Source organism: Duganella sp. Root1480D1 (assembly GCF_001427305.1).
GTDB lineage: Bacteria > Pseudomonadota > Gammaproteobacteria > Burkholderiales > Burkholderiaceae_D > Rugamonas.
Window position 1 is genome coordinate 126692 of the sequence record NZ_LMFZ01000047.1, and the last position, 18397, is coordinate 145088.

An 18397-nucleotide genomic window follows, 5' to 3' on the forward strand; every position below is an offset into this window, starting at 1 on the left:
GCGTACAATGGCTGGGCAGGATTCACCTTGCCCGGGAGCATCGCCATGCACCGCCTCCACCGCTTGTTTGCCTTCTTCCTGTTGCTGGCCGCCGCGCTGGCAGCGCCCGCCCACGCCGGCAAGCCTTACCAGTACTACGCGGTGGGCGACCCGGCCAATGTAGTCCTGGCGCCGCCGAAAAAACCGAGCCTGGTGCTGATGGGCGGCGGGCCGGACGTCGATGCCGCCTTTGCCTGGATGATCCAGAAAGGCGGCGGCGGCAACTTCGTGGTGATCCGCAGCCGCGGCACCGATGCCTATAACCCCTATATCTACGCCATGGGCGGCGCGCAGTCGGTGGAAACGCTGGTGATCCCCAGCCGCGATGCCGCCAACGATCCCTTCGTGGCCGAGCGTATCCGCAATGCGGAAGAACTGTTCATCGCCGGCGGCGACCAATCGGACTACATCAATTTCTGGCAAGGCACGCCGGTGCAGGCGGCGATCCAGGAACTGGCCAGCCGCAGGATCCCGATCGGCGGCACCAGCGCCGGCCTGGCCCTGCTGGGGCGCTTTGGCTTTGCCGCGCTGAACGGCAGCATTACGTCCGATGAAGCGCTGGCCGATCCCTTCGACAAGCGCCTGACGCTGGAACGCGATTTCCTGCTGCTGCCCGACCTGGGCAGCGTGATTACCGATGCCCACTTCGATACGCGCGACCGCCTGGGCCGCCTGGTGGCGTTCATCGCCCGCATCGTCAACGATGGCTGGGCCGGCATGGCGCGCGGCATCGGGGTCGACGTGGAAACGGCGCTGCTGGTGGAAGACGGCAAGGGCACGCGCGTTGGCGCTGGTTCTGTCACCTTCCTGCAATCGGTCGGTCTTCCGCAAGTGTGCAAGCCGAAGCAGCCGTTGACTTACCTGAACCTGCAAGGCCAGCGCATGTCGGGCGGCGGCAGCTTTGACTTGCGCAACTGGGCCGGCTATGGCGGGGCGACGGTGCCGTTCACCGTATCGGCCGAAGCCGGAGCGCTGCTTACCAGGTAAAGTCGTCCGGGATCTTGTAGTCGGCGTATGGATCATCTTCCGCCGGCTGCTCGCTGGCGGCCTTCCTGACCGCGACCACCACTTCCGGCATGCGCTCGGCGATCTTTTCGCCCACCACTTTCGGCACCAGTTCGGCCCCGCCATCCAGCGCCACGATCACCAGGCGGCCATTCACCAGGTGCTGCTGCACCTTATCCGACACATAGATGCGCTCGATCTTGCTGCCGACGGTGAAGTTGTAAGCCACGTCGCCGTTGCCTTTCGGCTGGCGGTGCTGCTGCACCATCTGGATCACCTGGGCCAGGATGGCCTTCTGGCCCGCAGCGGCGTCGCGCTGCGCATTCAGTTCGCGCGCACGTTCGGCATTCTTGCGCTGCTGCTCCAGTGCTGCTTCGCGCGACTGGTCAACGGCCTTGGTGCCGCTGCGCAGTTCTTCCTTGTGCTGTTTGGATTTTTCCTGCTGCGCCTTGTTGACTTTTTTCTTGTCGACCAGGCCAGCCTTCATCAATTGTTCTTGCAACGAAACCATGTCTACACTCCTTTGTTGCCTGCAGTTTAACAGAGCAGGTATAGTGCCCCCCATGAAAAGGCTGATCATTCTCGCAATGGCCTGTGCCGCGCAGCTGCCTGCCGCCCAAGCCGGCGACGCGGAACAACTGGCCGCCATGGTCAACGCCTGGCGTGCCGCCCCTGCCACCTGCCAAGGCAAGCAGCGCCCTGCCGTGCCGCTACTGACGCCACGGGCCGTGCTGTCGCGCTTCGCGCTGCGCCCCGGCACCATCCTGCTGGCCGCGCTGGACAGCGCTGGCTACGATCCGGAAGTGGCCGACGCAGTCAATGTGGAAGGGCCCAGCGATGCACGCAGTGCCTTCGAAGCCTTGCGTGAATCGTATTGCGCGACCCTGGGCAGCCGGCGCTACCGCGACATCGGCGCCCACCGTGATGGCAACGACTGGACCATCGTGCTGGCCGCGCCGACGCCGAATCCCGTCACCCTGCTGCCCGATACTGCCGAAGCGGCGCAGCAGGTATTCCAGGCCACCAATACTGCCCGCGCCGCAGCCCGCCAATGCGGCGACACCTGGATGGAGGCCGCGCCGCCGCTTGGCTGGAACCCGCAACTGGCCGAGGCGGCGCAGGCGCATAGCGAGGATATGGCGCAGCAAGGCTACTTCGCCCACAAGAACAAGCAAGGCAACGAGGTGCCGCAGCGCGCCGAAGCGCGCGGCTACCGCTGGCGCCACATCGGGGAGAACATTTCGCGCGGCCAGACCAGCGCGCAGGAAGCCGTGGCGGGCTGGATCGACAGCCCGGGCCATTGCCGCAACCTGATGAATCCCAACTTCACCGAAATCGGCGTGGGCGTCAGCATCCGCCAAAGCAGGCGCCCCGCCGCCTATTGGACCCAGGTGTTCGGCGCTCCGCGCTGAGCTTGACATCCGCCCCCTGCGTACTAGGCTTATCTGATCGGCAGCCTGCGGCATGCCGCTGCAGGTGCCGGTGTTTGGGGGATGCCATGGACACCAAAAAGTTCATTAGTGAAGGCTACAAACTGTTCGCGGCAGGCGACCTGAAAGGCCTGCTCGAACGCTATAACGACGACGCGGAGATGATCAATCCCGACTCCGACTACCTGCCCATAGGCGGCAGCTATCAAGGCAAGCAGCAAATAGCCGAATTCTTCGTGAAGTTGAATGAGACCACGCAGTGCACCTACCTTGAACCAAAGACCATGGTGCAGGAAGGCGATACCGTGGTGGTAACCGGCGACTCGAGCTGGATTGCGCGCAGCACCGGCATCGCCTACGACAATCCCTTCGTCCATGTCTTCAAAATGCGCGACAATAAAGTCGTCTCGCTGCGCGCTTATTACGACACCAGCAAACTGGAACATGCCTTGCATCCGGCTACCACAGGCCAGGCTGCAGGCAAGCCATTACACCACTGACAAGGAGAGCTGATATGCCGACCGCCCGTGCCCTGCCCCTGATGCTGTGCCTGGCGGCCGGCACCCTGCCGACCGGTTCGCAGGCGCTGCGCGAACCAGTCTTCGACCCGCTGCTGGATGGCGCGCTGTGCGCCATCCCGGCAGGCGGGAAGCCAGTCATGCTGGCAATGCTGGCGCAAGCCGAAACCGCGCCCTTCAAGCCGGTGCAGCAAGCGCGCACGCCGCAGGAAGCCAGCCCGCCGCCGCTATACAAGGACCTGGGCAAGCTGCATTATTCGGTCACCACGCGCAGCCCGCGCGCCCAGGCTTTCTTCGACCAGGGTTTGCGCCTGTTGTTTGCCTTCAACCACGCCGAGGCTGCGCGCGCCTTCCACGCCGCGCAACAGGCCGACCCGCAATGCGCCATGTGCCATTGGGGCGAGGCCCTGGTGCTGGGGCCGAACATCAACGCCCCGATGTTCCCGGAAGCGATGGCCCCGGCCTTCGCTGCCGCCGAGCGCGCGGCAGCGGCCGCCAACACGGCCAGCCCGGTGGAACAGGCGCTGGTACGCGCCGTCAACAAGCGCTATGCCGCGCAACCGCCGGCCGACCGTGCGCCGCTGGACCAGGCCTATGCCGCTGGCATGACCGAAGCTGCGCACAGCTTCCCGAACGACGACATGGTGCAGGTGCTGTTCGCCGAATCGCTGATGGACCTGTCGCCCTGGAATTACTGGGAAGCCGGCGGCGCCAGGCCGAAAGGCCGCACACAGGAAATGGTCGACGCGCTGGAGCGGGTGCTGGAGCGTAACCCCAGCCATCCCGGTGCCATCCACTACTACATCCACGCGATGGAAGCCTCGACCCATCCGGAAAAAGCCCTGCCCTATGCGCGCCAGTTGGCGCAGCAGATTCCCGGCGCCGGCCATATCGTGCATATGCCTTCGCACATCTACTACCGCGTCGGCCTGTACAAGGACGCGCTGCAGTCGAACATCGATGCCATTGCCATCGACGAAAAATACTTCAGCGGCGCATCCAGCGATCCGGTATACAAAGGCGCCTACTACCCGCACAACATCCACTTCGCCATGGTGTCGGCGCTGATGGGCGGCGACGGCAAAGCCACGCTGCGGGCCACGCAGCGCCTGGAGCAATCGATCAGCTCTGAGCAACTGCGCGCGATCCCGCCGATGCAGCCGGTGCGCGCCGCGCCGTATTTCGCGCACGTGCAGTTCAGCAGCCCGGAAACGCTGCTGGCGCTGCCCGCGCCGGCCGAGGAATTCGTGCTGCTGCGCGCGATGTGGCATTACGCGCGTGCCGTCGGCTTTGCGCGCAAGGGCATGTGGGACGACAGCCAGCGCGAGGTCGACAGCATTGCCGCCATCGAACAGAAGGCCGACTTCAAGCCGCTGACCGATTGGGGCGTGCCCGGCCCGGATATCGTGCATACCGCGCGCCTGGTCGCCGCAGGCAAGCTGGCCGAAGCGAAGGGCGAACTGCCCAGCGCCATTACGCTATTCACGCAGGCGGTGGCGGCGCAGGATGCGCTGCCTTATACCGAGCCGCCGTACTGGTACTACCCGGTGCGCCAGTCGCTGGGGGCGGCGCTGCTGAAGGCCGGCAAGCTGGATGAAGCGGAAGCGGCCTTCCGCGCTTCGTTCGCCAAGACGCCGAGCAATGGCTGGGCCTTGCGCGGGCTGCTCGAGGTGTACGAAAAGCGCGGCGACAAGGCCGCGGCAGCTGCCACCCGCAAGCGCTTCGCTGCCACCTGGCTGGGGCCAAAAGAAGGGCCGGAACTGGCGCGCCTGTGAGCGGTGCGGGGCCCGGCATCCCCCAAAAGAGGTAGTGCCCACGCCCCCGGATGGGCGATTCGGCCCCGGCACGGTCTGGCTATTCTTTCAACTGCGTTTTAACCACATGTAGAAAGAAGAGCAAAACCATGACCTCCCCTATCAGCAACCGCCGCCGCAACGTCCTGCTGGGCGCCGCCACCGCTGTCGCCGCAGCCGGTGCTTCCCTCTCCGCTTCCGCCGCACCGGCTGCCGCCAAGGCATCCGCTGCCGCCGGCCGCACCTCCGGCACTTTTACCACCCGCGACGGCGTGGAAATCTATTTCAAGGACTGGGGTCCGCGCAACGGCCCGGTGGTGGTGTTCAGCCACGGCTGGCCGCTGAACTCCGATAGCTGGGAATCGCAAATGCTGTTCCTGGCCGACCAGGGCTACCGCACCATCGCCCACGACCGCCGCGGCCATGGCCGCTCCAGCCAGCCGTGGGACGGCAACGACATGGACCACTACGCCGACGACCTGGCGCAGTTGCTGGACCTGCTGGACGTGAAAAACGCAGCGCTGTTCGGCTTCTCCACCGGCGGCGGCGAAGTGGCCCGCTACCTGAGCCGCCACGGCAGCAAGCGCATCGCCAAAGCGGGCCTGATTTCCGCCGTGCCGCCGCTGATGCTGAAGACCGCCGCCAATCCGGGCGGCCTGCCGATCGAAGTGTTCGACGGCATCCGCGCCGGCTCGCTGAAGGACCGCTCGCAGCTCTACCTGGATATCGCTTCCGGCCCGTTCTTCAACTTCAACCGTCCAGGCGCCAAGCCATCGCAAGGCATGATCAACGCCTGGTGGATGCAAGGCATGATGGCTGGCCACAAGAACACCTACGACTGCATCAAGGCGTTCTCGGAAACCGACTTCACCGCCGACCTGAAAAAGATCGAGATCCCGATGCTGGTGCTGCATGGCGACGACGACCAGATCGTGCCGATCGACGCCGCCGCCAAGGCCGCTGCCAAGCTGCTGAAGAACGCCAAGCTGGTGATCTACCCGGGCGCGCCGCACGGCCTGACCGACACGCACAAGGACAAGCTGAACGCCGATCTGCTGGCCTTCATCAAGGGCTAATCCATGGACCGCAAGCTGACTACCGCGGCCGGTGCGCCGGTCGCGGACAACCAGAACGTGGAAACGGCGGGGCCGCGCGGCCCCATGCTGCTGCAGGATGTATGGCACCTGGAAAAACTGGCCCACTTCCACCGCGAAGTGATTCCTGAGCGCCGCATGCACGCCAAGGGTTCGGGCGCCTTCGGCACCTTCACCGTCACCCACGACATCACGCGCTACAGCAAGGCGGCGCTGTTCGGCGCGGTCGGCAAGAAAACCGAGGTCTTTGCGCGCTTTTCCACCGTGGCCGGCGAGCGCGGTGCGGCGGACGCGGAACGCGACATCCGCGGCTTTGCCGTCAAGTTCTACACCGAGCAAGGCAACTGGGACGTGGTGGGCAACAACACGCCGGTGTTCTTCATGCGCGACCCGCTGAAATTCCCGGACCTGAACCACGCCGTCAAGCGCGACCCGCGCAGCAACCTGCGCAGCGCGGAAAACAACTGGGACTACTGGACCCTGCTGCCGGAAGCGCTGCACCAGGTGACCATCGTGATGAGCGAGCGCGGCATTCCTGCCTCCTACCGCCACATGCACGGCTTCGGCAGCCACACCTTCAGCTTCATCAACGCGGCCGGCGAGCGGCACTGGGTCAAGTTCCACTTCACCAGCCAGCAGGGCATCGTCAACCTGAGCGACGAAGAAGCGGCAGCACTGATCGCCAAGGACCGCGAATCCTCGCAGCGCGACCTGTTCGAAGCGATCGAGCGCGGCGAATACCCGTGCTGGACGCTGAAAGTGCAGCTGATGACGGAGCAGCAAGCGGCGCAGGCAAGCTTCAATCCGTTCGACCTGACCAAGGTCTGGCCGCACAAGGACTACCCGCTGCATCAAGTGGGCGTGCTGGAGTTGAACCGCAATCCGGACAACTACCACGCCGACGTCGAGCAGGCCGCCTTCACGCCGGCCAATGTGGTGCCGGGCATCGGCTTCTCGCCCGACCGCATGCTGCAATCGCGCCTGTTCGCCTATGGCGACGCACAGCGCTACCGCCTGGGCGTCAACCACCACGCGATCCCGGTGAATACGCCGCGCTGCCCGTTCCACAGCTACCACCGCGACGGCGCCATGCGCGTCGACGGCAACCAGGGCGGCACCATCGGCTACGAGCCGAACTCCAAGGGCGAATGGCAGCAACAAGCCGCCTACGCCGAGCCGCCGCTGGCACTGGAAGGCGCCGCCGCGCGTTGGGACCACCGCGCCGACGACGACTACTACAGCCAGCCGCGCGCCCTGTTCCGCCTGATGGACGAGCAGCAGCGCCAGGCCCTGTTCGACAACACCGCACGTTCGCTGGCCGGCGTGGCGCTGCATATCCAGCAGCGCCACATTGAAAACTGCAACAAGGCCGATGAGGCCTACGGCGCCGGCATCTCCGCCGCGCTCGACAAGTTGCGCCCACTTTGGTAAATCCACGAAAGGAAGACAAATGACCATTACCGCTAAAGCTGCCCCAGGCTCATTACTGCTGACCCCGCGCGACCACACCCTGGTCATGATCGATCACCAGTCGCAGATGGCCTTCGCCACCCATTCGATCGACGCCGTCACGCTGCGCAGCAACGCCGCGCTGGTGGCGCATGCCGCCGCCGGTTTCGACGTGTCGACCATCATCACCAGCGTGGCCGAGAAGAGTTTCTCCGGCCCAGTGTTCGACGAGATCAAGGATGCCTTCCCCGGCGCCGAGATCACCGACCGCACCTCGATGAACACCTGGGAAGACGAGAACGTGATCCGCCGCGTCAACGCCATCGGCAAGAAGCGCATCGTGCTGGCCGGCCTGTGGACTTCGGTCTGCATCGTGGGCCCGGCCCTGTCGGCACTGGACCAGGGCTTTGAGGTGTACGTGATTGCCGACGCCTGCGGCGACGTGTCGGCCGAAGCGCACCAGCGCGCTATGGAACGCATGGTGCAAGCCGGCGCGCGTCCAATGACCTCGCTGCAGTACCTGCTGGAACTGCAGCGCGACTGGGCTCGCACCGATTCCTATGAAATGACCACCGGCATCGCCAAGAAATTCGGCGGCGCCTACGGTTTGGGTATCATCTACGCACAGACCATGTTCCACGCCAAGGAAGGCCAGTGAAGATTTATCTTCTCTCGCTGGGTGCCGGCCTGTTGGCCGGCATTTTGTACGGCGTGCTGAACGTGCGCTCGCCGGCGCCGCCCGTGGTGGCGCTGGTGGGGCTGCTCGGCATTCTGCTGGGAGAACAGGTGCCGCCGCTGGTTCGCCAGTGGCTGGCGCCGAAGGAACAGCAGGTATCCTGGCTGCATGAGCAAGTGAAGCCGCATTGTTTCGGCCAACTGCCATGCGCCGGTTCCAAGGAGGAGAAATGACTGCTGCACCGGAGCTGATACTCCATAACGGCCGCTTCACGACGCTGGACAAGAGCCAGCCCGAGGCCGATGCGGTCGCCGTCAGCGGCGGCCGTTTTTCCCATGTCGGCGAGGCGCGCGAGATCCTGCCGCTGGCGGGGCCGCACACCCGCGTGATCGACCTGCAAGGCCGGCGCGTGCTGCCCGGCCTGATCGACAACCACCTGCACCTGATCCGCGGCGGCCTGAACTTCAATATGGAGTTGCGCTGGGACGGCGTGCGCTCGCTGGCCGACGCCATGGCCATGCTGCGCGCCCAGGTGGCGATCACGCCCGCGCCGCAATGGGTGCGGGTGGTGGGCGGTTTCACCGAACACCAGTTCGCGGAAAAGCGCCTGCCGACCATCGAAGAGCTGAATGCCGTGGCGCCCGATACGCCGGTATTCATCCTGCATTTGTACGACCGCGCCCTGCTGAATGGCGCCGCGCTGCGCGCCGTCGGCTACGACCGCGACACGCCGCAGCCGCCGGGCGGGCAGATCCTGCGCGACAGTGCCGGCAACCCGACCGGGCTGCTGCTGGCCAAACCGAATGCTTCGATCCTGTATGCCACGCTGGCCAAAGGCCCGAAGCTGCCGCCGGAATACCAGCTCAACTCCACCCGCCACTTCATGCGCGAGCTGAATCGCCTGGGTGTGACCGGCGCGCTGGATGCGGGCGGCGGCAACCAGAACTATCCCGAGGATTACCAGGTGATCCAGCAACTGGCCGACGCCGGCGAGCTGACCATCCGGCTGGCCTACAACCTGTTCACGCAAAAGCCCAAGCAGGAGAAGGACGATTTCCTGAACTGGGCGGCCAGCAGCAAGTACCAGCAGGGCGACGACTACTTCCGCCACAACGGCGCCGGCGAGATGCTGACTTTCTCGGCCGCCGACTTCGAAGACTTCCGCCAGCCGCGCCCCGACATGCCGGCCAATATGGAAGACGACCTGGAAGGCGTGATCCGCATCCTGGTGCAGAACCGCTGGCCGTGGCGCATGCACGCGACCTATGACGAAACCATTTCGCGCGCGCTGGACGTATTCGAAAAAGTCAACCGCGACATGCCGCTCGATGGCCTGCACTGGTTCTTCGACCATGCGGAAACCATTTCGCCGCAATCCATCGAGCGCATCGCGGCGCTGGGCGGGGGCGTGGCAGTGCAGCACCGCATGGCCTACCAGGGCGAGTATTTCGTCGAGCGCTATGGCGCGGCTGCGGCGGAGGCGACGCCGCCGGTGAAGTACCTGCTGGAATCCGGCGTCAAGGTGTCGGCCGGCACGGATGCCACGCGCGTGGCATCGTACAATCCGTGGGTCTCGCTGTCGTGGCTGACCACCGGGCGCACCGTGGGCGGCATGCGGCTCTACCCCCAGCGCAACCTGCTGGACCGCGAGGCGGCGCTGCGCATGTGGACCGAGAACGTGACCTGGTTCTCCAACGAGGAAGGAAAAAAGGGGCGCATTGCAGCCGGCCAGTTGGCCGACCTGATGGTGCCGGACCGCGACTTCCTGCGTTGCCCGGAGGACGAGATTGCCGATACCACGTCGCTGCTCACCATCGTCGGCGGCAAAGTGGTGTACGGCGCCGGGCCCTTCGGCGCCTTCGATCCGCCGCTGCCCCCCGCCATGCCGGACTGGTCGCCGGTGCGCCAGTACGGCGGCTACGGCGCCTGGGGCACGCTGCCGGGTGCCGCGGCCGGCGGCCATGCCGGCCACGCCCGCACGGCAGCCATGGCAGCGGCGGCAGCTTGCGGCTGTTCCAGCCAATGCGGCATGCACGGCCACCAGCACGCCACGGCATGGACGCGCTCGCTGCCGATCGCGGACCTGAAGTCGTTCTGGGGCGCGCTGGGCTGCTCCTGCTGGGCGGTGTGACATGGGGCGCCCGATGCGTGCCATGCACTGGCTGGCCCTGCTCCTGCTGTGCGCCGCCTACCTGCAGGGCGGCTTGAACAAGCTGCTGGACTTTGGCAGCGCGGTCGGCGAAATGCAGCACTTCGGGCTGCAGCCGGCAGCGCCGCTGGCGCTGCTGGTGATCGCAGGCGAACTGGGGGCGGCAGCCATGATCCTGAGCGGCCGCCTGCGCTGGCTGGGCGCGGCCTGGCTGGCCCTGTTCACGGTGGCGGCCAGCTTCATCGCCAACCGCTATTGGGAAATGACGGGCATGCAGCGTTTCATGGCCGCCAACAGTTTTTACGAGCACCTGGGCCTGGCCGGCGGTTTCCTGCTGGTGGCCTGGCATGACCTGGCTGCCAAATCAGGCAAGGGGGGTGCATGGCACGCGGAATGAGCTTGAGTTTCCTGGCCGGCTATGTCGACACGCTGGGCTTCGTTGCCCTGCACGGGCTGTTCACGGCCCACGTGACGGGCAACTTCGTGCTGCTCGGGCGCGAGGTGGTGGCGCCGGGCAACGACGTGCTGCTCAAGCTGCTGGCTTTCCCGGCCTTCGTGGCGGGCGTGGTGGCGGTGCGCGCCCTGGTGCGGCGCTGCCAGGGCGGTGGCAAGGGGGCGCTGCGTCCGGCCCACCTGTTGCAGGCGGCGCTGATGCTGGCCGCCGCGGCCAGCGCGCGCTGGGACATGGCGGCGGGCCTGCTGTGCGCAGCAGCCATGGGCGCCCAGAACGGCTACGGCAAGCTGCTGCTGGCGAAGCTGCCAGCCAGCACGGTCATGACAGGCAATGTCACGCAACTGGTGATCGATTGCCTGGACCGCGCGGGCGGCGCCGAGCGGCCCGCGCTGGCGGCGCTCAGCGGCGGCGTGCTGGCGTTCGCGGCAGGCTGCGTGATGGGCGCGCTGGCTTCACGCTGGGGCATGGGGGTCGGCCTGCTGCCGGCCATCGCGCTGCTGCTGGCGCTGGCGGCGCTGTCAAAGCCCGAGGCATCAAAGCCCGATAATGCCGCGCTTTAGGGCAATGGTGACGGCGTGCGTGCGGTCGTTGGCATCGAGCTTGGACAGGATGCTGCGCATATGCGCCTTCACCGTTTCCTCGGAAATGGCCAGCAGGCTGGCAATGCGCTTGTTGGCGTTGCCGGCCGCCGCGCATTGCAGCACTTCGACTTCGCGCTCGCTGAGCAGGGCGGCGCCAAGGTGGCTGGCCAGCTGCTGCGCGATTTCGGGCGAGATGTAGCGCTGGCCGCCGTGCACGGCGCGGATCATGCCGACCAGTTCCTTGCGCAGGCTGCTCTTGAGCAGGAAGCCGCTGGCGCCGGCCGCCAGCGCGCGCCGCACCTGGGCGTCGCCGCCGAAGGTGGTCAGCATCACGATGCGCGCCGCCGGGAACTGGGCGCGGATCGCCTGCAGCGCCTCGATGCCGCACATGCCCGGCATGGCCAGGTCCATGATGGCCAGGTCGGGACGCACCGAGGCCCAGGCGGCAAGTGCCTGGTGGCCGTCGGCCGCTTCGGCCACTACCTGCATGTCGGGCTGGCCGGCGATTGCATCGGCCAGGCCGGCACGCAGCATGGGATGGTCGTCCACCAGCAGCACCCGGATTGGCGCGGCGGTGTCTGGAATGGTCTGGGTGTTCAAGGAAAGCTCCGCGCAGGACTGCAACGGAGCACTATAGCAACGGAAGGCCGGACTGGCAATTTGCCGGGCGTAGCGAACGCCCGGCATGCGCTGCGGCTTACTTCTTCTTGGCCTTGGCTTTGGACGCCTGTACCTGCGACTGGGTAGGCACAGGCTGCTGCGAAGCGGCGGTGGTGCCGCCCTGCACGCCCAGCGCGCCGCCGGTGCCCAGGCCGCCCGCTACTTCCTGCTGCTTGTAGTTGCGCACTGCGCGCACCACGTTGTTGTACGAGTCCATGAAGGCTGCCACCAGGATCTTGCCTTCCGGGGTGTTGGTGTAGCCGCCAGCGCTGCCGGCCGCGCTGCCGCCGAACATGGCGCCAAACATGCCGAAGTCGGTGTTCTTGGCGCTGCCTTCGGCTGCCGCCAGCTGCACGCCGGAACGGTTGTCGATCATCAGCAGCATGGTCGATGCTTCATTGGTCTTCATATTGCCGGCCACCACGCCGGCCACGCTGCCGATCAGGCCAAAGCCGCCCAGCGCGCCGCCCACGCCCGACGTGCCCTTCTGGCTGAAGGTGATGGTCGGGCTCATGGTGTAGTCGGCAGCGGCAATCTGGCCTTTGCCGTAGTTGCTGTTGGCGCGCATTTCACCGGATTTTTCCAGCGCGCGCTCGCCCATCATATGGTCCATGGCCGCGCCGCGTTCCACCACCACGAAGCAGTTCGACTGCTGGATCATCATGCGCAGCACCGGCGTGGTGGAACCGAGCTTGTACTGGCTCAGTTGCTGGAACCACGGCATGCTGCGGTCCTCCACCACCGACAGGGTGCCAAGCGGACGGTCGCATTTTTCCAGTTGGGTATTGGCGTTGGCAGCGGTCGCGCCGCCGGCGCTGCCGGTGGCTACCGTACTGCCGCCGCCCAGGGTTGGTTGGGTGCCGGCACAACCGGCCAGCGCCAGGGCCGCCGCGGCCGCGAACAGTTTGGTCTTCATACGTAGATCCCCTAATTATTGGATGAAACGGCCGATTTTATAAGAAAGACATGTCAAAAATACTATCAAATAGTCACGCCCGCTGGCCCCACCCGCAGCGGTGACACGGCGCGCCATTGGGCGTACCATCAAGGTTCCTAAGAGCAAGGAAGCTAGCGCATGGCTGCCCCCGACCAGATCACCCACTGGCGCGAAAAGATCTTTGCCCGCCTGGTCCAGATCGTACTGGTACTGGGCCTGGCCACGGCCATCCCCAGCATCGTGCAATCGCTGCGCGAGGGGCTGTGGGGCGTGATGGTGGTGGACCTGATTGCGCTGTCCTGGCTGGCGGCCCTGTGGCGGCTGCAGGAGGTGGTGTCCTACCCGCTGCGCGCCATGCAATTCCTGCTGATTGCCTTTGGCGTGGGGGTGGCACTGATGCTGCAGGTGGGACCGGTGGCGCACACCTATTTGCTGGCGGTGCCCTGCCTGGCCGCGCTGCTGGTGGGGCTGAAGCCGGCCATCTGGCTGCTGCTGGCCGGCGCGGTGGCCATCGTGCTGACCGGGTTTGCGCCGGCGCCCGACCCGGCGGCCATGGGCCTGTCGGACGATGCCGCCCTGCGCGCCGCCATCGTGGCGCTTAATTACCTGTTCATTGCCGGCATCCTGACCATGAGCTGCGGCGTGCTGCTGCGCCACCTGGCGCGCTCGCTGGCCGAGGGCGAGCAGCTGGCGTTCTACGATCCCCTGACCGGGCTGCCGAACCGGCGCCTGCTGCTGGACCGCCTGGCCAGCCTGCTGGCCAGTTCCGAGCGCCAGCAGGTGTTCAGCGCCGTGATGTTCGTCGACCTCGATCGCTTCAAGACCATCAACGATGCGCGCGGCCACGCCACCGGCGACCACTTGCTGCGCCTGGCCGCGCAGCGCCTGGAGGAACTGGTGCGCAAGAGCGACACCGTAGCGCGTATCGGCGGCGACGAATTCGTGGTGCTGCTGGCGCACCTGGCGCCCGACCTGGCAACGGCCGGCAATGCGGCGCAAGGGGTGGCCGAAAAGATCCGCGCCGCGCTGGCGCAGGAATTCGAAATCGCCGGCCAGGGCTATGGCTGCTCGGCCAGCATCGGCGTTACGCTGCTGCCAAGGTACGGCCAGCAAGCCGACGACCTGCTGCGCGAAGCCGACACCGCGATGTACCGCGCCAAGGGCGCCGGCCGCAACGGCATCGCCTTCTTCGAAGCGGCCATGCAGTCCGAAGTCGAGCGACGCCTGACGCTGGAACGCGAGCTGGCGCAAGCGATCGAACAGGAGCGGCTGCATGTTGCGTACCAGCCGCAGTTCGATTGCCATGGCCGGCTGCACGGCGCCGAATTGCTGATGCGCTGGGAACGCGACGAAGGCGCCATGGTGGCGCCGGCCATCTTCATTCCGCTGGCGGAAGAAGCGGGACTGATCGTGCCGCTCGGCCTATGGGCGCTGAAGCAGGCATGCCTGGCGCAGCAGCGCATGTCGGTGCTGGGCCTGTCCTTGCCGCTGTCGGTCAATGTCAGCCCGCAGCAGTTCCGCCAGGCCGATTTCGTGCACCAGGTGCGCACCGTGCTGCAGGAGCATGGCGTGGAGCCGGCGCTGCTGATCCTGGAAGTGACGGAAGGTCTGCTGGTGGAGAAGATGGATGAAATCGTGGCGCGCATGAACGAGCTGGCCGCGCTGGGCGTGCGTTTCTCGATCGACGATTTCGGCACCGGCTATTCCAGCCTGGCGTACCTGAAGCGCATGCCGCTGTACGAACTGAAGATCGACCGCAGCTTCATCATGGACATGCCGGACGATGCCAGCGACGTGGTGATCGTGCAGACCATCCTGGCCATGGCCGGCCAGATGGGCTTGCGGGTGGTGGCGGAAGGGGTGGAGACGCAGGCCCAGGCCGATTTCCTGGCGGCCCACGGTTGCCATGCACTGCAAGGCTACCTGCTGGGCCGCCCGGCGCCGCTGCCGGCGCTGCTCGACCTGCTGACTGCGCAGGCCGCGCTCTCCACCAAGCTGCAGGTTTAGTTGAGTTTGACGGTCAGCGCCTTGCGGATCGCCACGCAGCGTTGGTCTTCCTGGTGCGCCACCAGCAGCGCGCGGCGGGTGCCGTCGCTCAGGCCCGGGTTGGCGGCCGCCGTATCGGCCAGGCGCTGCACGCTGTGCGCATTGCAGGTGGCCGGGATCATGCTGCCGCCATAGGCGCGCATGAAGACCGGGCCGGCCGACTTGTCCAGCTGCGGCAACTGCGCCAGGCGGGCCGCCGCGCTTTGCTCGTTGAGCGCCACCTGGGCCGACGGGTACAGCGAGAACATGGCGGTGCGGATGCGCGAGAACGGCAGCTTGGTCTGGGTGTCGCCGATCCGGTCCAGCCATTCCTGCTTCACCTTGGCGTCCGGACGCGCCGCCTGCGCCGCTACCGCCGCCAGTTCGCCGCTGTCGGACTTGTCCCTGGCCTGTTCGGCCGCGATGCGCGCCTCGGCGCCGGGGTAAGCCTGGCGATTCAGGACCGCGATCATGTTCCAGCGCACGTCCTGGCTCAGGGTCAGGCCGGCCAGCTTTTCGCGGCCGTCGAGCATGGCGGCAATGCGCTCCAGCGACTCCTTGCTGCCGGCGGTGCCGAGGTAGGCATTGAACCAGCGGCGCTGGAAGTCGCCCTTGCTGGCCTTGGCCTGCGCCCAGGCCATTTTCTCCAGGCGGCCCACCACGGTGCGAGTGTAGGCGCCGTCGGCCGCCATGGTGCGCAGGTAGCGCATCGACTCGCCCATCCTGCCCAGCACGTCGCCCAGCAGCACGTAGTCCTTTTCCAGCGGCGCGTTGACCAGCACGGTGTCGAGGAACTCGTTGAGCGGCAGCGCGCCGTCGCGCACGTTGTCCCACATGCTATGCCACAGCATGGTGCGCAGCAGCTTGTCCTCCACCTTGCTGACGTCCTGGCGCGCGGTGGCGAAGGAACGCGCATCGAGCTTGGCTTTCACGAAGCCCCAGTCCTGGTAGTTCGGATAGACCAGGTCGGGGCAGGCGGCGCCTTTCAGCTCCGGCACCTCGGTGACGGCGCCCTTGTAGGTTACCGGCAGCACCTTGGCGATGGCGAGCTGTTTTCCCTGCTTCTGCATCAGGGCCAGTTGCACGCGCTGCTCGCGCAGGGTCGGGAACTGCGGCACCGCCGTCTGCTGCAGGCTGAAGGCGTCGATCTTGCCGGCCTTGCAGCTGTAGTTGGCGGTGATGGTGTTCACGCCCGGCTGGTACAGCCAGTCCTGGGTCCACTGGCCCAGGTCGCGGCCGGCGGCATCGGCCAGGCTGCCGATGAAGTCATCCAGCCTGGCGTTCTTCCACTGGTACTTGACCAGGTAGTTATGCACGCCCTTGCGGAAGGTTTCTTCGCCCAGCAGGTGGCGCAACTGCTTCAAGGTCGAAGCGCCCTTGGAATAGGTGATGGCATCGATGTTGTCAAAGGCGTTGGCGGTCGACGGCACCGGGGTTTCGATCGGGTGGGTAGTGACGCGCTGGTCCTGCACGTAGGCGCCGGCCTTGCCCTGGGCGTAGAAGTACTGCCAGGCGGAGTCCTTGTATTCGGTGGCTTCGGCGGTGGCCAGGGTACCCATAAAAGAGGCGAAGCTCTCGTTCAGCCACAGGCCGTTCCACCACTGCATGGTGACCAGGTCGCCGAACCACTGGTGCGCCATTTCGTGCATGATCACGCTGGCCAGCTCGTGCTTCTCGGCGCTGGTCATCTTGTCCTTGTGCAGGAAGGAATGCTCGGCGAAGGTCACGGCGCCGGCGTTCTCCATCGCGCCATACAGGAAGTCCGGCACCAGCAGCTGGTCGTATTTGCCGTACTGGTAAGGAACGCCGAAATAGTCGTCAAACCAGGCCAGGCCTTGCCTGGTGTATTCGAACCACGGCGCCGGGTCGACCTGGTCGGCCACCGACTGGCGTGCGAACAGGCGCATCGGGTATTTGGCGCTGGTGGCGTCTTCCCATACCTTGTAGGGGCCGGCGTGCATCGAGAAGTTGTACGGGCTGAGGATTTTGGAGACCGGGAAGGTCCAGCGCTTGCCATTGGCCGCCTCTTCCACCTTGGATTCGCGGGTGGTGGACACCACGGTCCAGTCGGCAGGGGCGGTGACGCTGACCTGGTAGGTCGCTTTCAGGTCCGGCTGGTCGAACAGCGCAAACATCTGGTGCGCGGCGGCCGGCTCGAAGTGCGAATAGGTGTAGACGCGGCCGTCGACCGGGTCGACCATGCGGTGCAGGCCCTCGCCATTGGTGCTGTGCTTGCGCTCGAATTCCACGGTCACGCTGTTGCGGCCGGCCTTCAGGTCGGCGGCGGCCAGCGTGATGAACCAGTTGTTGTACTGCGGCGCGGCGACCTGCTTGCCGTTCACCACCAGGCGCTTGACGGTGGCCTTGTCCAGGTCCAGCGTGAGCGGCTGCGCGTTGTCCTTCAGGTCGAAGGCGACGGTGGTGGTGTTGCTGAAGGTCTCGCCGCCGGTCAGCGTAAAGTCGAGGACATAGGCCACGTTCGATACGCGCGCCGAACGGGCGGCGGCATCGGCCTGGCTCAGGTAAGGGTTTTCAGCACGCGGGGTGATGGCGCTGTTGTCGGCCGCCATGCCGCTGGTGGCGACAAGTGCACTGACTGCCAGTGTAATGGCATGAGGAACTAGCGATTTCATGGTTTTCCTTATACATGTCTCGCCCCGGACCGGCCCCGGTCTGGTGGCGCAGGGATGATACCATTGGGCGATGGACATCAAACTCGAGACCCCTAACCAGCCCGAAGTCGTGGCCCTGATCGACCTGCTGGACGCTTACCAGCTATCGCTGTATCCACCGGAGAGCGTGTATGCGCTCGACATGAACTCGCTGCTGCAGCCCAATGTGCTGTTTGCCGTGGCGCGCAACCTGGACGGCGCAGCGGTGGGCTGTGGCGCCATCGTGGTGACGCCGGGATACGGGGAAGTGAAGCGCATGTTCGTGCATCCGTCCGCGCGCGGCCAGGGCGTGGCGCAGCGCCTGCTCGGCATGCTGGAAACGGAAGCGCTGGCGCGCGGCTGCCGCCAGTTCATGCTGGAGACCGGGCCATCCCAGCCCGAAGCGATCGGTTTGTACCAGCGCCTGGGCTACCGCGTGCGCGGGCCGTATGGCGATTACCGCGACGATCCTTTGAGCGTGTTCATGGAGAAGGCGGCATGACGGACGCGCTGCACGACCTGCGCGAGCGCACGCGCGCCTTTGCCGCCGCGCGCGACTGGGAGCAGTACCACACGCCGAAGAACCTGGCGATGGCGCTGTCGGTGGAGGTAGCCGAACTGGCCGAGCATTTCCAGTGGCTGCCGACCGGTCGCGCCGGCGAACTGGCGCCAGGCCAGCATGAGGCGGTTCGCCAGGAACTGGCCGATGTGCTGCTTTACCTGGTGCAGCTCGCCGACAAGCTCGATGTCGACCTGCACGCAGCGGCGCTGGAAAAGATCCAGCTCAATGCCATCAAGTACCCGGCCCCGAAGGCGTGACAGCTCACACGCGCGCAAGCAAGGATTGGTAGCCTGAGTATTCGTTCTTCCAGTCGGCATACTAGCTTGATGAGAAATCCTGAATGGCTTTTCGAATATCTGCCTGGTCCGCTCCGT

General features: G+C 66.0%; 18 protein-coding genes. 14 read left to right on the plus strand and 4 right to left on the minus strand.

All coding sequences use genetic code 11. The annotated features are described in order from the left end of the window. The first annotated feature begins 45 nt into the window (after window positions 1-45). A complete protein-coding gene (locus tag ASD58_RS25265) occupies window positions 46-1026 on the plus strand; it encodes a cyanophycinase (protein ID WP_057264359.1) in 981 nt (326 codons plus the stop codon). Here ASD58_RS25265 and ASD58_RS25270 read toward each other — a convergent pair. Then, window positions 1016-1555 carry a DUF2058 domain-containing protein gene (locus ASD58_RS25270; protein ID WP_057264361.1) on the minus strand — a complete coding sequence of 180 codons (540 nt, stop codon included), beginning with the start codon at window positions 1553-1555 and terminating at the stop codon, window positions 1016-1018. The genes ASD58_RS25265 and ASD58_RS25270 overlap by 11 nt on opposite strands. Before the next feature lie 52 nt (window positions 1556-1607). Here ASD58_RS25270 and ASD58_RS25275 point away from each other — a divergent pair, with 52 nt between their 5' ends. The 10 genes from ASD58_RS25275 to ASD58_RS25320 all read left to right on the plus strand — a co-directional run bounded on the left by ASD58_RS25275 (window position 1608) and on the right by ASD58_RS25320 (window position 11167). Beyond that, window positions 1608-2456 carry a CAP domain-containing protein gene (locus ASD58_RS25275; protein ID WP_162253064.1) on the plus strand — a complete coding sequence of 283 codons (849 nt, stop codon included), beginning with the start codon at window positions 1608-1610 and terminating at the stop codon, window positions 2454-2456. A gap of 86 nt (window positions 2457-2542) precedes the next feature. After that, window positions 2543-2974 carry a nuclear transport factor 2 family protein gene (locus tag ASD58_RS25280; RefSeq protein ID WP_057264365.1) on the plus strand — a complete coding sequence of 144 codons (432 nt, stop codon included), beginning with the start codon at window positions 2543-2545 and terminating at the stop codon, window positions 2972-2974. A 14-nt stretch (window positions 2975-2988) separates the two neighbouring features. Continuing rightward, window positions 2989-4767, plus strand: coding sequence for a hypothetical protein (locus tag ASD58_RS25285; RefSeq protein WP_229210108.1), 1779 nt, complete (start codon window positions 2989-2991; stop codon window positions 4765-4767). 128 nt (window positions 4768-4895) lie between these two features. Continuing rightward, window positions 4896-5861: an alpha/beta fold hydrolase gene (locus ASD58_RS25290; protein WP_082565676.1), complete on the plus strand. Its 966-nt coding sequence runs from the start codon at window positions 4896-4898 to the stop codon at window positions 5859-5861. Between the two features lie 3 nt (window positions 5862-5864). Further along, complete coding sequence (locus tag ASD58_RS25295) at window positions 5865-7310, plus strand: catalase (protein WP_057264367.1); 1446 nt, start codon at window positions 5865-5867, stop codon at window positions 7308-7310. Window positions 7311-7329: 19 nt separating this feature from the next. After that, on the plus strand, window positions 7330-7986 hold the full coding sequence (locus tag ASD58_RS25300) for a hydrolase (protein WP_057264377.1): 657 nt from the start codon (window positions 7330-7332) through the stop codon (window positions 7984-7986). Beyond that, window positions 7983-8237, plus strand: a complete 255-nt coding sequence (locus ASD58_RS25305; RefSeq protein WP_057264384.1) for a DUF1427 family protein — start codon at window positions 7983-7985, stop codon at window positions 8235-8237. The genes ASD58_RS25300 and ASD58_RS25305 overlap by 4 nt, the downstream gene beginning before the upstream one ends. After that, window positions 8234-10135 (plus strand): amidohydrolase, encoded by a 1902-nt coding sequence (locus tag ASD58_RS25310; protein ID WP_057264386.1) that lies wholly within the window; start codon window positions 8234-8236, stop codon window positions 10133-10135. Before ASD58_RS25305 ends, ASD58_RS25310 begins: the two co-directional genes overlap by 4 nt. 1 nt (window position 10136) lies before the next feature. Next, a complete protein-coding gene (locus tag ASD58_RS25315) occupies window positions 10137-10550 on the plus strand; it encodes a DoxX family protein (protein WP_156401488.1) in 414 nt (137 codons plus the stop codon). After that, complete coding sequence (locus tag ASD58_RS25320; protein WP_229210109.1) at window positions 10547-11167, plus strand: YoaK family protein; 621 nt, start codon at window positions 10547-10549, stop codon at window positions 11165-11167. Before ASD58_RS25315 ends, ASD58_RS25320 begins: the two co-directional genes overlap by 4 nt. Here ASD58_RS25320 and ASD58_RS25325 read toward each other — a convergent pair. After that, window positions 11141-11788, minus strand: coding sequence for a response regulator transcription factor (locus tag ASD58_RS25325; RefSeq protein ID WP_229210110.1), 648 nt, complete (start codon window positions 11786-11788; stop codon window positions 11141-11143). The two genes, ASD58_RS25320 and ASD58_RS25325, sit on opposite strands and share 27 nt — an antisense overlap. A gap of 97 nt (window positions 11789-11885) precedes the next feature. Continuing rightward, window positions 11886-12764 carry a CsgG/HfaB family protein gene (locus ASD58_RS25330; protein WP_057264391.1) on the minus strand — a complete coding sequence of 293 codons (879 nt, stop codon included), beginning with the start codon at window positions 12762-12764 and terminating at the stop codon, window positions 11886-11888. Between the two features lie 159 nt (window positions 12765-12923). Here ASD58_RS25330 and ASD58_RS25335 point away from each other — a divergent pair, with 159 nt between their 5' ends. Further along, window positions 12924-14792, plus strand: a complete 1869-nt coding sequence (locus ASD58_RS25335) for a bifunctional diguanylate cyclase/phosphodiesterase (protein WP_057264393.1) — start codon at window positions 12924-12926, stop codon at window positions 14790-14792. Here ASD58_RS25335 and pepN read toward each other — a convergent pair. Next, window positions 14789-17443 (minus strand): aminopeptidase N, encoded by a 2655-nt coding sequence (gene pepN, locus ASD58_RS25340; RefSeq protein ID WP_057264395.1) that lies wholly within the window; start codon window positions 17441-17443, stop codon window positions 14789-14791. The two genes, ASD58_RS25335 and pepN, sit on opposite strands and share 4 nt — an antisense overlap. A 70-nt stretch (window positions 17444-17513) precedes the next feature. Between pepN and ASD58_RS25345 the strand changes: the two genes are divergently transcribed. Further along, a complete protein-coding gene (locus ASD58_RS25345) occupies window positions 17514-17963 on the plus strand; it encodes a GNAT family N-acetyltransferase (protein ID WP_057264397.1) in 450 nt (149 codons plus the stop codon). Beyond that, window positions 17960-18280 (plus strand): nucleotide pyrophosphohydrolase, encoded by a 321-nt coding sequence (locus ASD58_RS25350; RefSeq protein WP_057264399.1) that lies wholly within the window; start codon window positions 17960-17962, stop codon window positions 18278-18280. The genes ASD58_RS25345 and ASD58_RS25350 overlap by 4 nt, the downstream gene beginning before the upstream one ends. Window positions 18281-18397 lie beyond the last annotated feature (117 nt).

Bases quoted from the DNA above. Each gene is read 5' to 3' on its own strand.
- ASD58_RS25310 (WP_057264386.1), top strand. From the start codon at position 8,234: ATGACTGCTGCACCGGAGCTGATACTCCATAACGGCCGCTTCACGACG.
- ASD58_RS25290 (WP_082565676.1), top strand. From the start codon at position 4,896: ATGACCTCCCCTATCAGCAACCGCCGCCGCAACGTCCTGCTGGGCGCC.
- ASD58_RS25285 (WP_229210108.1), top strand. From the start codon at position 2,989: ATGCCGACCGCCCGTGCCCTGCCCCTGATGCTGTGCCTGGCGGCCGGC.
- ASD58_RS25265 (WP_057264359.1), top strand. From the start codon at position 46: ATGCACCGCCTCCACCGCTTGTTTGCCTTCTTCCTGTTGCTGGCCGCC.
- ASD58_RS25330 (WP_057264391.1), bottom strand. From the start codon at position 12,764: ATGAAGACCAAACTGTTCGCGGCCGCGGCGGCCCTGGCGCTGGCCGGT.
- ASD58_RS25300 (WP_057264377.1), top strand. From the start codon at position 7,330: ATGACCATTACCGCTAAAGCTGCCCCAGGCTCATTACTGCTGACCCCG.
- ASD58_RS25350 (WP_057264399.1), top strand. From the start codon at position 17,960: ATGACGGACGCGCTGCACGACCTGCGCGAGCGCACGCGCGCCTTTGCC.
- ASD58_RS25345 (WP_057264397.1), top strand. From the start codon at position 17,514: ATGGACATCAAACTCGAGACCCCTAACCAGCCCGAAGTCGTGGCCCTG.
- ASD58_RS25315 (WP_156401488.1), top strand. From the start codon at position 10,137: ATGGGGCGCCCGATGCGTGCCATGCACTGGCTGGCCCTGCTCCTGCTG.
- ASD58_RS25280 (WP_057264365.1), top strand. From the start codon at position 2,543: ATGGACACCAAAAAGTTCATTAGTGAAGGCTACAAACTGTTCGCGGCA.
- ASD58_RS25335 (WP_057264393.1), top strand. From the start codon at position 12,924: ATGGCTGCCCCCGACCAGATCACCCACTGGCGCGAAAAGATCTTTGCC.
- ASD58_RS25295 (WP_057264367.1), top strand. From the start codon at position 5,865: ATGGACCGCAAGCTGACTACCGCGGCCGGTGCGCCGGTCGCGGACAAC.
- ASD58_RS25275 (WP_162253064.1), top strand. From the start codon at position 1,608: ATGAAAAGGCTGATCATTCTCGCAATGGCCTGTGCCGCGCAGCTGCCT.
- ASD58_RS25270 (WP_057264361.1), bottom strand. From the start codon at position 1,555: ATGGTTTCGTTGCAAGAACAATTGATGAAGGCTGGCCTGGTCGACAAG.
- pepN (WP_057264395.1), bottom strand. From the start codon at position 17,443: ATGAAATCGCTAGTTCCTCATGCCATTACACTGGCAGTCAGTGCACTT.
- ASD58_RS25320 (WP_229210109.1), top strand. From the start codon at position 10,547: ATGAGCTTGAGTTTCCTGGCCGGCTATGTCGACACGCTGGGCTTCGTT.